10 protein-coding genes and 1 tRNA gene are annotated in these 13836 nt (G+C 48.6%); 7 read left to right on the top strand and 4 right to left on the bottom strand.

Features of this window, described 5'->3' with window-relative positions; all coding sequences use genetic code 11:
* The first annotated feature begins 117 nt into the window (after nt 1-117).
* From GGR07_RS08675 to GGR07_RS08665, 3 genes are all read left to right on the top strand, one after another.
* A tRNA-Glu gene (locus GGR07_RS08675) sits at nt 118-189 on the top strand.
* 68 nt (nt 190-257) lie between these two features.
* Nucleotides 258-1568, top strand: a complete 1311-nt coding sequence (locus GGR07_RS08670; protein WP_021644702.1) for an NCS2 family permease — start codon at nt 258-260, stop codon at nt 1566-1568.
* A gap of 247 nt (nt 1569-1815) precedes the next feature.
* On the top strand, nt 1816-2400 hold the full coding sequence (locus tag GGR07_RS08665; protein ID WP_021644701.1) for a Crp/Fnr family transcriptional regulator: 585 nt from the start codon (nt 1816-1818) through the stop codon (nt 2398-2400).
* Nucleotides 2401-2432: 32 nt separating this feature from the next.
* Here the strand turns inward: GGR07_RS08665 and GGR07_RS08660 are convergent, their stop codons facing one another.
* Both GGR07_RS08660 and GGR07_RS08655 read right to left on the bottom strand, forming a co-directional pair.
* On the bottom strand, nt 2433-3335 hold the full coding sequence (locus GGR07_RS08660; protein WP_122056587.1) for a helix-turn-helix domain-containing protein: 903 nt from the start codon (nt 3333-3335) through the stop codon (nt 2433-2435).
* 93 nt (nt 3336-3428) lie between these two features.
* Complete coding sequence (locus tag GGR07_RS08655; protein WP_021644699.1) at nt 3429-5174, bottom strand: bifunctional metallophosphatase/5'-nucleotidase; 1746 nt, start codon at nt 5172-5174, stop codon at nt 3429-3431.
* Between the two features lie 123 nt (nt 5175-5297).
* Between GGR07_RS08655 and GGR07_RS08650 the strand changes: the two genes are divergently transcribed.
* The gene (locus GGR07_RS08650) at nt 5298-7430 is read left to right on the top strand and encodes a Tex family protein (protein ID WP_122056586.1); all 2133 of its coding nucleotides are present in this window, start codon (nt 5298-5300) and stop codon (nt 7428-7430) included.
* On the opposite strand, the gene GGR07_RS08645 is transcribed toward GGR07_RS08650, so the two are convergent.
* Nucleotides 7401-8285 (bottom strand): CPBP family intramembrane glutamic endopeptidase, encoded by an 885-nt coding sequence (locus tag GGR07_RS08645; protein ID WP_034542978.1) that lies wholly within the window; start codon nt 8283-8285, stop codon nt 7401-7403. The genes GGR07_RS08650 and GGR07_RS08645 overlap by 30 nt on opposite strands.
* Before the next feature lie 104 nt (nt 8286-8389).
* On the opposite strand from GGR07_RS08645, the gene GGR07_RS08640 reads away from it, so the two are divergent.
* Nucleotides 8390-9439: a leucine-rich repeat protein gene (locus tag GGR07_RS08640; protein ID WP_034542977.1), complete on the top strand. Its 1050-nt coding sequence runs from the start codon at nt 8390-8392 to the stop codon at nt 9437-9439.
* Between the two features lie 436 nt (nt 9440-9875).
* Here the strand turns inward: GGR07_RS08640 and GGR07_RS08635 are convergent, their stop codons facing one another.
* Nucleotides 9876-11492, bottom strand: a complete 1617-nt coding sequence (locus GGR07_RS08635; RefSeq protein WP_034542975.1) for an ABC-F family ATP-binding cassette domain-containing protein — start codon at nt 11490-11492, stop codon at nt 9876-9878.
* Between the two features lie 198 nt (nt 11493-11690).
* Here GGR07_RS08635 and GGR07_RS08630 point away from each other — a divergent pair, with 198 nt between their 5' ends.
* Nucleotides 11691-12272, top strand: a complete 582-nt coding sequence (locus GGR07_RS08630; protein WP_034542974.1) for a nucleotide exchange factor GrpE — start codon at nt 11691-11693, stop codon at nt 12270-12272.
* Nucleotides 12273-12326: 54 nt separating this feature from the next.
* Nucleotides 12327-13505 (top strand): molecular chaperone DnaJ, encoded by a 1179-nt coding sequence (dnaJ, locus tag GGR07_RS08625; RefSeq protein WP_021644689.1) that lies wholly within the window; start codon nt 12327-12329, stop codon nt 13503-13505.
* Nucleotides 13506-13836 lie beyond the last annotated feature (331 nt).

The raw sequence follows: 13836 nt of genomic DNA, 5'->3' as shown, positions 1-13836 counted from the left end.
GAAGACTTGCATATATCAAAAGTATAGTCTACATTTGCATTCGTTATCGAAAAAGCGATTGTCGTGTTTCTTGAAAGGCAGCAAAGCTTACAGAAATCATACAATACGACTTTATCCGGTGGGTTCGTCTAACGGTTAGGACACATGCCTCTCACGCATGCAATACGGGTTCGATTCCCGTACTCACTACAATCATTTAAATAGCTATTTACCGTTTTCGTAAATAGCTTTTTTTATTCCATAATATCATAAAACCCATGTTACAAAAACTTTTTAAGCTAAAAGAACACAAAACAAACGTACGCACAGAGATTGTCGCAGGTATTATTACTTTTCTGACAATGTCGTACATTCTGGTAGTAAACCCAAACATCTTGAGTCAGTCAGGCATGGACCGCGCAGCACTGTTTACCGCAACAGCTATCGCCAGCGTGGCAGGAACTTTATTCATGGCGCTGATTCCCAACCTTCCCATTGCGCAGGCCCCGGGAATGGGATTGAACAGTTTTTTCGCTTTTTCCGTTGTCCTCGGGCTGGGATACTCCTGGCAGATGGCCTTGACGGCGGTGTTCATCGAAGGTATTATTTTCCTTATCCTTACCGCCTGCAACATCCGGGAAATGATTGTCAACACCATTCCCAAGTCGATAAAGGATGCCATTCCGGTTGGAATCGGACTTTTTATCGCGCTGATCGGTATGCAAAACGCCGGGTTGATTGTGAAAGACCCCAACACGATGGTTTCTATGGGCAGCATGTCCGATCCGCACATTTGGGTGGCTTTGTTGGGGCTGGTGGTTACCGCCGTGCTTTTCATTAAGAATATTCACGGTTCTTTCCTTATCGGCATCATCGCATCGACCATATTCGCCGTATTCCTCGGCCTTGTGAAGTTGCCCGAAGAGGGGATTTTTTCGTTGCCCCCCGACATATCTCCGGTGTTCATGAGTTTTGAATGGAAACACCTTTTCTCACTCGACATGCTGATTGTGGTGTTCACATTCCTCTTTGTGAATCTGTTCGACACCATCGGAACCTTGCTGGGAGTTGCGTCGAAAGCCAACTTATTGGATGAAGAAGGCAATTTCCCTCAGATTAAAAAAGCCTTGTTTGCCGATGCTTTGGGAACTACCGTAGGCGCCATTCTCGGTACAAGTACGGTTACTTCGTTTGTGGAAAGCACTTCGGGAGTCGCTTCGGGCGGACGTACCGGACTCACTTCGCTGTCTACTGCCATGATGTTCGCCTTGTCGCTACTGTTTGCCCCGCTGTTTCTGATGGTTCCGGCAGCAGCCACCGCTCCGGCGCTGATTATTGTCGGACTGTTCATGATAAGCTCTGTTTTGAAAATTAACTTCAACGATTTGTCGGAATCATTCCCCGCTTTCCTCACCATCGTCATGATGCCTTTCTCGTTCAGCATCGCCAACGGAATCGTTTTCGGAATGCTGTCATTCGTCATCCTCAAAGCTTTGAGCAGCAGAGTGAGACAAATATCACTCACGATGTGGGTTATTTTCACCCTCTTTATAGTCAAACTTACTTTAGAAGGAATGAACATCCTCTAAGGCAACCGCCGAATATAACGGAATAAAAAAAGTCCGACAAAACAATCGGACGCTCACATTATTAAACGCGCATTCATCCAGAAACATGTAACGGAGCTTTATTCTTTACGTGAATCCGAATGGATACGCGTTTTAAAAATATCATTATTTACACCCGAAGCTTTCCTTTTCTCTCTTCTTTTCAAAACCGGCTTGATTTATGTCAATCGTTTTAGTAATTTTGCGCACAATATGACTAAATAATCAAATGGATACATTATTAAGAGATACGGTAAACGCCGTTGTAAACTCCCGGTTTCCGGAGATGAGCGCGGAAGGGCGGCGGTTGATAGAAAGCATTTTGGTACGCAAAGACCTCCCCAAAGGCATAATCGCCCTCAACGAAGGGGAAATAGCCCGTGAAATTATCTTCGTGGGCAAAGGCATGCTCCGGCAATATTATTATAAAAACGGGAAAGACGTCACCGAACATTTCTCGTACGAAGGGTGCATATTGATGTGTATCGAAAGTTTCTTGAAACAAGAACCCACCCGCCTTATGGTAGAGACTTTGGAACCGGCCGTAATTTATCAGTTCCCTTATACATCTCTTCAGAAACTGACAAAAGAGAATCCGGAAGTAGACATGTTCTACCGCAAAATACTGGAGCACTCGTTAATCACCTCGCAAATCAAAGCCGATTCATGGCGATTCGAATCCGCGCGCGAGCGATACCATCTTTTATTCGAAAGACATCCGGAGATTATCAAACGCGCGCCGTTGGCAAACATCGCTTCGTACTTATTGATGACACCCGAAACACTGAGCCGGGTACGTTCGGGTGTTTTATAAACACATCGCAGCATGAGCGGAATTCATTTCCGCTATCTGCTTTTACGGTATTGTTTCGGAGACATGCCGGTGTAATGCTTAAAATATTTTCCAAAGAAAGATTGATTGGCAAAATTAAGCCGGTCGGCAATCTCCTGAATGTTCAGATTAGAAGAGTTCAGAAGCGCTTTCGCTTCAAGGATGACAAATTCATCGATCCACTCTCCCACCGTTTTCCCGCTCACACTCTTTACTACGCCCGACAAATGTTTTGGTGTCAGGCACAGCCGGTCGGCATAAAACTTCACACTGCGTTCCGATTGATAAGAACGGAGCAGTGCTTCATAAAACCGCCCGAATATATATTCTTGACGGCTTTTGCTTTTAACCGGACAAGAAATTGCCGGAGTATGATTATGAAAAAGACTGTATAACTCAAAGAAAAAACTTTGCATCAATCCGAATGCCAAATCTCTACGATAAGGATTCTCTCCGTCTTTCAAACGCCTTCTGATAAATGCGTGATATTCTTGCACAAGATCCTGCTCGTCTGAAGTCAAATCCAAGCACGGATAATCTTTCAGATACAGAAAAAGCGACAGCATGTTTCTGATTTGAGGCAACAGCTCCAGCATATCCATCGACATTGCAAAGAAAATTCCCCGAAACTCTTCATTCTCTTTCCGGTATTCCATTATTTGGTTAGGCAATATCACCACCATGCGTCCCGGAACCAATTCATACTCACGAAGATTAAGGTTAAGCGTGATACGTCCTTCCAGGCAAAGTGCGATGCTAAGAACCTCCAACTTACTCGGTCCGTCGAATAAAGAAAGTATACTCTTCGCATTAAAAAGGGCCATGTCATTGTCCACAAAATCAATATCCGCAGGGTCTACGCGTTTGGAATGAAAGACCGAAGAGATTCCAACCTTCGGAACATATTGAACACTCATAAACTTTTGGTTTTTAGGCCAAAGATACCAATAATAAAATTAGGGACCTACCCATACAGGAGATTACCGGTCGAAAAGAACAATTATGCCTGCTTATCGACCATCATCGAACAAGTATTTGCAATCGCGCTTAGCGGCAGAAATCGTCCAGTCCTTAGGAATAAACCTCCAATGATTTAAGGGTTTGGGGGAGACAACTTCTGCTTTCTCGATGTATTTCATCAGGTAAAACCTCAAGTCCTTGTCGGTAGAAAAGAGCCTGCGTTCGTCAAGTTCTTCCTTCGGTATGCCCGCTCCTTTGGTCAATAATTCGCCTCCGCCGTTTCCCCGATACGAGTTTAATGCCACTTTATAATGTTTGGCCAAAGAAAACGGGGTTCCGTCCGCCATACCGACAATATGTATTTTCTTTCCTTTAGGCTGTCTGACATCGACCGTATAAATGATACCCGCCGCCGAATCGAAGTTATAACTGTAGTTCTGCAATGCCGACCTCTTTGCAGAGTCGTTGCCACGCGGCTCTTTAAACCACAACAGATGGTCGTCGGGCGAGTTCATCCGGTTGGTCCACAAGTAGTACGACTCCTCCAGATAATCCTTGATTTCCTGCCCCGACAGTCGCATCACGTAAAGCAGATTCTCGTACTTATACAAGTTGAACATGTCGCTGACGTATAAATCTCCCTTTTTTATTTCGGCGTTCGGCGAGAGCGGAGCCGCGAACGAAATATCCGCTCCGCTGATGGCAAGCTGCAAGGAATGGATAAAGTCTACAAAGCTCGAAGGACCGAAAAAGGCAGAACGCGCGGATATCGTTCTCTCGGCTTTTCCTATTTTCTTCGAAACGAACTTGCCGACGGCTTGGTATTGCCCGTCGAAATACCGCATAAAATCCTCGTCCGCCTCGTAATTCCTCATATCCGCAAGGCTTCCCTCTATTTTCTTGGTCTTCACTTTGCCGTTTTCCAACGTCAAAGCGATGCTTACGGCAGACACAACCAGAGCATTGTTGGCAGGATTCATCACCAACACCGAATCGCCGTCCACATTTACAACCTTTCTGCACTCCCGCATGTGGTCGTGTCCCATCAGCACAACGTCGAATCCGGGCACGTTCCTCGCCACTTGCAACGAGGCGTTCTCATTGCATTCTCCCGGCATCGGAGGCTCTTCCCGCTGTCCCGCATGAAACAGGCCGATCACCACATCCGGTTTTTCCTTCTCCCGGATTACGTTCATCCAGCGGCGCGCGGTTTCTTCCATATCGTCAAAGCGCAGTCCTTTCCATAAGTTTTCGGGGAGCCACACCGGCACGGCGGGAGTAATCATGCCCAGAAGAGCGACTTTCACTCCTTCGCGTTCGAAAACTTTATACGGAGGAAGATACGGTTCATCGGTAGACAAATCGACTATGTTGGCTCCCAATATGGGGAACCGACAGCTCCCCACCCAACGGTCGAACACGGCATGTCCGGTTTCCACATCATGGTTTCCCATATTGCCGGCGTCATACCCCATATAGTTCATTATTTCGGCACAGAGATGCGGCGAAACCGTATCGATGAAATTATAGTAGTATGCCGTAGGCTGCCCCTGCAGAATATCTCCGTTGTCGAACAGCAACAAATTGTCTTTATAGCACTCCCGCTCCTGCTTCACGAAAGAATGCACGCGGGCAAGGCTGCCCTCCCACCCCGTGCGGGTGATAAAATCATAAGGATAATAATTGCCGTGGACATCACTCGTCTGCACTATTTTCAGATTCACGGTCCTTTCTTGCGCCGCCGCCGTAAACACAAGAGAAAGCAGCCAGAGATAAACAAACGCTATTCGATTCATCGTATCATCAATTTCAATTCAGAGATTCATCAATATTAAAAACCTAACGCAAATATAACCAAACTTACCGTTCGTAAAAGATTTATGCGTACTTTTGTGATTCATTTACACAGAAAAAGCGTTATGGAATTATTTCATCAAAAGATATCCGAGACATTGAACATAGCGGAGAAGCAGGTCGGAAACACCCTTCGCCTGCTGGAAGAAGGCGCTACCGTTCCTTTCATCAGCCGTTACCGGAAAGAAGCGACGGGCGGTCTGGACGAAGTGCAGATAGAGCACATCAAAGAACAATACGATAAGCTATGCGAAATAGCCAAACGTAAAGAAACCGTGTTGAGCACCATCGACCAACAAGGCAAACTGACTGCGGAACTCGAGAAACGAATCCGCGACACATGGAGCCCGACGGAGTTGGAAGACATTTATCTGCCTTTCAAGCCGAAGCGGAAAACCCGTGCGGAGATTGCCCGGCAGAAGGGTTTGGAACCGCTTGCTACCCTATTGATGCTGCAAAGAGAGGGCAATCTCTCGGCAAAAATATCGGCTTTCGTGAAAGGAGAGGTGAAAGATGCCGAAGACGCGTTGAAAGGCGCGCGCGATATCATCGCCGAACGGGTGAACGAAGACGAACGGGCGCGCAACGCCGTACGTCATCAATTCGGCAGGCAAGCCGCGATTACCGCCAAGGTGGTGAAGGGAAAAGAGGAAGAAGCAGTCAAATACCGGGATTACTTCGACTTCTCCGAACCCTTGAAACGTTGTTCTTCGCACCGCTTGCTGGCCGTTCGCCGGGCGGAATCGGAAGGCCTGCTCAGAGTCTCCATAAATCCTGATGACGATGCCTGCACCGAGCGTCTGGAGCGGCAGTTCGTTCGTGGCGACAACGAATGCAGCCGCCAGGTGAGCGAGGCGGTTGCCGATGCTTACAAACGATTGCTCAAGCCTTCCATCGAAACGGAATTTGCCGGACAGTCGAAAGAGAAAGCCGACGATGAAGCCATCCGCGTATTCGCGGAGAACTTGCGGCAGCTTCTTCTGGCGTCTCCGTTGGGCCAGAAGCGCGTGTTAGCCATCGACCCCGGTTTCCGCACCGGCTGCAAGGCGGTTTGTCTGGATGAACAAGGCAATCTTCTGCATAACGAAAACATCTACCCCCACCCTCCCGTAGGCAAAACAGGGGAAGCGGCGTCGAGGCTCCGCAAAATGGTGGAGGCCTACCGCATAGAGGCTATAGCCATAGGCAACGGAACAGCCGGACGCGAAACCGAAGACTTTATACGCCGGCAGACATTCGACCGCCAGATTCCGGTATTCGCAGTGAGCGAACAGGGAGCCTCAGTTTATTCGGCATCGAAAACGGCGCGCGACGAATTTCCCGACTACGACGTCACGGTGCGCGGCGCGGTTTCTATCGGACGCCGCCTGATGGATCCGCTTGCGGAACTGGTGAAGATCGATCCGAAGTCTATCGGTGTGGGACAATACCAGCACGACGTAGACCAAAATAAATTGAAAAAGGCGCTCGACCAAACGGTAGAAAGCTGTGTGAACTTGGTAGGAGTAAACCTGAATACGGCAAGCAGCCATTTGCTGACGTACATTTCGGGATTAGGGCCGCAACTGGCGCAGAACATTGTCGACTACCGCACCGAAAACGGAGCGTTCGATTCGCGCAAGGCATTAATGAAAGTGCCGCGTATGGGAGCCAAGTCTTTCGAACAATGCGCGGGCTTCCTCCGCATTCCGGGGGCGAAGAATCCGCTGGACAACACCGCCGTGCATCCCGAGAGCTATTGCATCGTGGAGCAGATGGCGGCCGACCTGAAATGTACGGTCGCCGAGTTGATCGCAGATAAAGAGCTTCGCCGGAAGATAAACATATCCGATTACATCACTCCTGCGGTGGGGCTGCCTACCTTACAAGACATTATGCAGGAGCTCGACAAGCCGGGACGCGACCCGCGCAAGGCTATCAAAGTGTTCGAATTCGATAAGAATGTCCGCACGTTGAACGACCTTCGCGAAGGAATGATTCTTCCGGGCATCGTAGGCAACATTACGAACTTCGGCGCTTTCGTGGATATAGGAATCAAAGAAAACGGGCTGGTACACTTGTCTGAAATGGCGGAGCGTTTCGTTTCCGACCCCACTGAAGTGGTATCCATCCATCAGCACGTGATGGTGAAAGTGATAGGCATCGATGCCGAACGTAAGCGTATCCGGCTAAGCATGGCGGGTGTGCCGCAGGAGTAGCCGCTTTTCTCCCCAAAGAACGATGACGGCCGTGCCCAGAATCATCAGCACGGTGCAAATAAGCGATCCTTCGAAACCGAAGGATCCGCCGTTCCACACCGTTTCTTGAGGCAGATGCAGGTCAAGTATACCCTCCCTCTCATTGCCGCTCACCTGATAACCGAGCACGGGACCTTGCAGCCAATTCCAGAAAAGATGCAGAGAAATGGGAAACCAGAGGTTGCGGGTGTAAAGAAAAGAAGCTCCGAGCAGGGAACCCGCAAGCACGAGGTTGATCATCGGCAGCAGGCCAAAGTTAGGATTGAACATATGCAACAGGCTGAATAGCAGCGAGGAGATAAAGAGGGCAAGAAACCTGTTTACGTTGTGCCTCAGCATCATCCCCAGCAGATAGCCGCGCGCCATGATCTCCTCCGCCAGCGCCACCAACAGATAGAAACCCCACGAAGCGATCAGGGACAAGAGGGAGAAATGCACCCCTGCCACTTCGACTTCACCGGTAACGAGGCAGAGACCGAAGCCTATGGCGTATATCGACAAAGCCATCAGCATGCCGTATCCGATGTCGGCGGCGCGTCCTTTGACCGAAAGTCCGAGTTCGGAAAATCCCCGTTGCTCCATCCTAAGCAATACGGCAACCGAAGTAAGCACCGCCAGCAGCAGGGCTATTTCCATTACGAACAATACCCAAAGGCTGTCGCTATTCTCCGGGTTTTCCTTCAGCAGAAGCAGGATTCCGCCGGCTATACCGCCGTAAAACAAAGAGCAGACGAATAGCAACACCATAAAAGCCGCTAAATAAATACATACGGCAAACTTTCCGGATACGAGTTTCTTTCTTTCGGTCTCTTCCATGTCAGAGTTAAGTTTATTAAATCGCAAAAATAGATATAAAACGCAAAAAACCGCTACTTCTTCCCTATTTTTCTTATATTTGCGTGTAAAAGAATCTTATTATCATGACTATTAAGCAATTATTGACGAGCCTGCTACTGGCAACCGGTGCGATAGGCATCTCCGCTCAAACGAGCAAGACCTTTTATGTGAGCAAACCCGGAACTTTGATTTCGATGATGACGGAGGCGGAAGCCAACAGCATCACGCATCTGACGCTCACCGGCAAACTGAATGCCGAAGACTTCAGGCATCTGCGCGATGAGTTCGCGCAACTGAAAGTTCTCGACATTTCCAATGCCGAAATCAAAATGTACGCCGGCAAATCGGGTACTTACCCCGACGGCAAGTTCTACATCTACATGCCCAACTTCATACCCGCCTACGCTTTCTCGGACGTGAAAGACGGGGCAACCAAAGGAAAGGAGACGCTGGAAAAGGTGATACTGTCGGAGAAAATCCGGAACATCGAAGACGCCGCTTTCAAAGGATGCACCCGCCTGAAGATCTGCCAGATACGTAAAAAGACACCTCCCAACCTGCTTCCTGAGGCATTGGCAGACAGTGTGACGGCCATCTTCGTACCGCTCGGCAGTAGCGACGCGTATCGCAACAAGAACCGGTGGGAATCTTTCGCCTTCATCGAAGGAGAACCTGTAGAGGCAACATTGCGGGTGGGAATGATGGGAACGCTGGAAGAATCGATCTTAAAAGCAGGGTTGCAGCCGAAAGCTATTAATTTCCTGACGGTGGAAGGCAAGCTCGACAATGCCGACTTCAAACTGATTCGCGACTATATGCCCAATCTGGTTGCCATCGACATGGAACGTACAAATGCGACGGTCATCCCCGACTTCACGTTCGCGCAGAAAAAGTATCTGCTGAGGGTAAAACTTCCGAAACACCTCAAATCCATCGGCCAGCGCGTATTCAGCAATTGCGGGCGGCTTTGCGGAACATTGACGCTCCCGCCCGAAGTGACGGCCATCGAATACGGCGCTTTTATCGGATGCGACAACCTGCGCCATGTATTGGTGACGGGAAAGCAGATTACCACGCTGGGCGACAACTTGTTCGGAAGCGAAACGGGCAGTAAGTTGATTTACAAGAAATAGCATCCGCACGCGTCTGATGCAGCAGACCAATAAAAAGGGTTCCTTTGTTCCGGCTGAACAAAGGAACCCTTTTCGGTTAAACGGAATTCCCGGTTTTTTTTCAGCAAGATTACCGCAAAGCCCCGTATAATCTGCTTTCAGTTCAGTGAAAATTTTCAGAATATTTCGGCAAACGATCAGCTTCACCTAATATAGAAACACTGCTTCTTCAAACAAAGAGTCTCTTTTCTGCTAAACGGAATTTCCGGTTGTTTTCATCAGCATTACCGTAAAGCCCCGTATAATCTGCTTTCAGTTCGGTGAAAATTTTCAGATTATTTCGGCAAACGCTTAACTTCAATCAAACAGAGCTTCTGTTTATTCCAAACAAAAGCTCCTTTTCAGTGAAACAGAGCCTCCGTCCGCTCCGAACAAAGGCTCCGTTCCGCCGGCATCGTTATTCGCCGTACATACGCGCCCTCAACTCCTTGATGTGATCGGAGGCGATGTACTCGTCATATTCCATCATCTTGTCGATGATTCCGTTGGGCGTCAGCTCGATGATACGGTTTGCCACGGTCTGGATAAACTCATGGTCGTGAGACGAGAAAAGGATGTTTCCCTTATAAGTCTTCAGGTTATTGTTGAACGCCTGAATCGATTCCAAGTCCAGATGGTTGGTCGGAGTATCCAGAATCAGACAGTTGGCATTCCGCAATTGCATCCGGGCTATCATGCAGCGCATCTTTTCTCCTCCCGAAAGCACACTTACTTTCTTCAGCACTTCCTCTCCCGAAAACAACATACGCCCCAAGAATCCTTTCATATATACCTCGTTGCCCTCGCCGTACTGGCTCAGCCAGTCGACCAGATTCAAATCGGTATTGAAGAAATCCGTATTGTCGAGCGGCAGGTAAGCCGTGGTGATAGTCACCCCCCAATTGAAATGCCCCGCATCAGGCTTCAAATTGCCGTTGATGATTTCAAAAAATGCCGTCATGGCACGAGGATTGCGCGAAAGGAAAACAATCTTGTCTCCCTTTTCCACATTGAAATTGACATCGTTGAAAAGAACAACCCCCTCTTCCGTCGTTTTGCTTAGTCCCGACACCTCCAGTATCTGGTTTCCCGGTTCGCGTTCGGGGGTGAAAATAATCCCCGGATACTTTCTCGAAGAAGGCTTGATTTCTTCCACATTCAGCTTCTCGAGCATCTTCTTGCGGCTTGTAGTCTGTTTGCTCTTCGAAACATTGGCGCTGAAACGGCGGATAAACTCCTCCAACTCCTTCCTCTTTTCCTCAGCTTTCGCCTTCTGGTTCTGCTGCTGGCGGAGGGCCAACTGGCTCGATTCGTACCAGAAACTATAGTTGCCGGCAAACATATTAATCTTTCCGTAGTCGATATCCACGGTATGCGTACACACGGAATCGAGGAAGTGGCGGTCGTGACTCACCACCAATACGGTGTGTTCGAAATTCGAAAGATACTCTTCGAGCCAAGCCACCGTCTCCATATCCAGGTCGTTCGTCGGCTCGTCGAGCAACAGATTGTCCGGATTGCCGTACAAAGCCTGCGCCAGCATCACACGCACCTTCTCTTTTCCGCTAAGCTCGCCCATCAGCGTATAGTGCTTGTCTTCCTTCACTCCCAGCCCGCTCAGCAGCATTGCCGCGTCGCTCTCGGCATTCCATCCGTCCAACTCGGCGAATTTCTCTTCCAATTCGGAAACTTTCAGGCCGTCTTCGTCCGTAAAATCCTCCTTGGCATACAAAACTTCGCGCTGCTTCATGATGTCCCACAACACGGTATGGCCCATCATTACAGTGTCCATCACCGTATAAGCATCCCACTTGAAGTGGTCCTGACTTAGTACAGACAGGCGTTCGCCCGGTCCTTGCACAATTGTTCCGGTGGTGGGATCCAAGTCACCGCATATGGTACGGAGGAAGGTTGATTTCCCTGCTCCGTTGGCACCGATGATGCCATAACAATTACCGGCGGTAAACTTCAGGTTTACATCATTGAACAATACTCTTTTACCAAACTGCACCGAAACGTTTGAAACTGTAATCATCTTATCTATTTGCTATTTTACTATTGACTGTTTTCTGTTTGAGCCGGCAAAGGTAGTCATTTAAAATGAATAATGAACCATAAGGTATGTGCCAATCTGACATAAAAATATTACCTTTGCGGCGTTTTTCGAGCAGGGAAGCCAAAATGGCAAAGTTTTTGCTGAAGAGCAATAGCATGAATAAAAGAAAATCAAGATATGGATCCAAAAGAAAAAAAAGTGAGAGAAGAAGAGCTGAACGTTGAGGAAACCCGCGATGCAGCCGCAGAAGAGACGCAAGACCAACAAACGGAAGAACAAATCCCGTTGACCCGCGAAGAAGAGTTGGAAAAAGAATTGGAAGAGGCTCAGGCCATCATTGAAGAGCAAAAAGATAAGTTCTTGCGCTTGTCCGCCGAATTCGACAATTACCGCAAACGCACCCTCAAAGAAAAGGCCGAACTGATACTGAACGGCAGCGAAAAGAGTATCGGCAGTATTCTTCCGGTGATCGACGACTTTGAACGCGCCATCAAAACAATGGAAACCGCTACGGACGTAGCTGCCGTGAAAGAAGGAGTCGGGCTGATCTACAACAAACTCATGGCTACCCTCGGGCAGAACGGAGTAAAGGTGATAGATACGAAAGAGCAGCCGCTGGACACCGATTACCATGAGGCAATCGCCGTAATCCCCGCGCCTTCGGAAGAGTTGAAAGGGAAAATTCTGGATTGTGTACAAACCGGTTACACGTTGAATGACAAGGTTATCCGTCATTCGAAAGTAGTAGTCGGAGAGTAAATAAGCTGATTGGTATCGAACGATACGTTGAATTTTCCCATAACTGAATAAAAAATGGCAAAAAGAGATTATTATGAAGTGCTGGAGGTCTCTAAGACCGCCACAGTAGAAGAAATTAAAAAAGCTTATCGTAAAAAAGCGATTCAATACCACCCCGATAAGAATCCGGGCGACAAAGCGGCGGAAGAGAAGTTCAAAGAGGCGGCAGAAGCCTATGATGCCTTGAGCAACCCGGACAAACGGGCGCGCTATGACCAGTTCGGACACGCCGGAATGAGCGGAGCTGCGGGTAATGGCGGTCCGTTCGGAGGATTCGGAGGCGAAGGAATGTCTATGGACGACATCTTCTCCATGTTCGGCGACATCTTCGGAGGGCGTGGCGGATTCGGCGGGGGCTTCAGCGGATTCGGAGGATTCGGAGGCGGAAGCGCTCAACAACGCCGGCATCGCGGAAGCGATCTTCGCGTGAAGGTGAAGCTGACACTGAAGGAGATTTCCACAGGAGTAGAGAAGAAATTCAAACTGAAAAAATATGTGTCCTGCAATCACTGTCACGGAAGCGGAGCGGAAGGCGACGGCGGTTCCGAAACGTGCCCGACTTGTAAAGGCAGCGGAACAGTGATCCGCAATCAGCAAACCATTCTGGGAACCATGCAAACCCGATCCACCTGCCCCACTTGTAACGGTGGAGGAAAAGTCATCAAGAACAAATGCAAAGAGTGTGGAGGCGAAGGTATCGTTTATGGCGAAGAAGTGGTAACGGTAAAAATACCCGCCGGAGTGGCGGAAGGCATGCAGCTTTCTATGGGAGGCAAAGGAAATGCCGGCAAGCAAAACGGTATTCCGGGCGATTTGTTGATATTGGTGGAAGAAGAAACACATCCGGAATTGATCCGCGATGAAAACGACCTGATATACAATCTTCTGCTCAGTTTCCCGACGGCAGCGTTGGGCGGCGCGGTAGAAATTCCCACCATCGACGGCAAGGTTAAAGTAAAAATCGACTCCGGTACGCAACCGGGCAAAGTGCTTCGCCTTCGCGGCAAAGGACTCCCCAGCGTAAACGGCTACGGAACGGGCGATTTGTTGGTAAACATCAGTATCTATGTGCCGGAAACCTTGAGTAAGGAAGAAAAGAGCACACTTGAGAAGTGGGACGATTCCGACAGCTTCAAACCAAGCGGATCGGTAAAGGAAAAGATTTTCAAGAAATTCAAAAGCTTCTTCGATTAAACAATAACCTCCGCAAAAGTGACGGGCAATCGGGCTTTTGAGAACAGATGAAACCGGTTAAGTTGGTCCGGTGGTTGTGCTCCGTCTGCTTTGCAGTCGATCTTTTGAGAAGTGATGAAGTTCGTTAATTAAGTAGTAAGTTCCCCCAAAGAGACTGGCGACTGCGCTTCCAAGAAACAATAGGGCTTCTTCTGTCAAGTCACTGTTTCCGTAAAATTGATAGACAGTCGAGCTTTTGAGAAGTGATGAAGTTCGTTAATTAAGTAGTAAGTTCCCCCAAAGAGACTGGCGACTGCGCTTCCAAGAAACAATAGGGCTTCTTCTGTCAAGT

Source organism: Bacteroides pyogenes (assembly GCF_014196225.1).
GTDB lineage: Bacteria > Bacteroidota > Bacteroidia > Bacteroidales > Bacteroidaceae > Bacteroides > Bacteroides pyogenes_A.
The sequence above is the reverse complement of the archived record's forward strand: the minus strand, read 5'-3'. Positions and strand labels throughout refer to the sequence as shown.

Excerpts from the sequence above, each read along its gene's own strand:
- GGR07_RS08670 (WP_021644702.1), top strand. The coding sequence starts at position 258 with ATGTTACAAAAACTTTTTAAGCTAAAAGAACACAAAACAAACGTACGC.
- GGR07_RS08665 (WP_021644701.1), top strand. The coding sequence starts at position 1,816 with ATGGATACATTATTAAGAGATACGGTAAACGCCGTTGTAAACTCCCGG.
- GGR07_RS08660 (WP_122056587.1), bottom strand. The coding sequence starts at position 3,335 with ATGAGTGTTCAATATGTTCCGAAGGTTGGAATCTCTTCGGTCTTTCAT.
- GGR07_RS08655 (WP_021644699.1), bottom strand. The coding sequence starts at position 5,174 with ATGAATCGAATAGCGTTTGTTTATCTCTGGCTGCTTTCTCTTGTGTTT.
- GGR07_RS08650 (WP_122056586.1), top strand. The coding sequence starts at position 5,298 with ATGGAATTATTTCATCAAAAGATATCCGAGACATTGAACATAGCGGAG.
- GGR07_RS08645 (WP_034542978.1), bottom strand. The coding sequence starts at position 8,285 with ATGGAAGAGACCGAAAGAAAGAAACTCGTATCCGGAAAGTTTGCCGTA.
- GGR07_RS08640 (WP_034542977.1), top strand. The coding sequence starts at position 8,390 with ATGACTATTAAGCAATTATTGACGAGCCTGCTACTGGCAACCGGTGCG.
- GGR07_RS08635 (WP_034542975.1), bottom strand. The coding sequence starts at position 11,492 with ATGATTACAGTTTCAAACGTTTCGGTGCAGTTTGGTAAAAGAGTATTG.
- GGR07_RS08630 (WP_034542974.1), top strand. The coding sequence starts at position 11,691 with ATGGATCCAAAAGAAAAAAAAGTGAGAGAAGAAGAGCTGAACGTTGAG.
- dnaJ (WP_021644689.1), top strand. The coding sequence starts at position 12,327 with ATGGCAAAAAGAGATTATTATGAAGTGCTGGAGGTCTCTAAGACCGCC.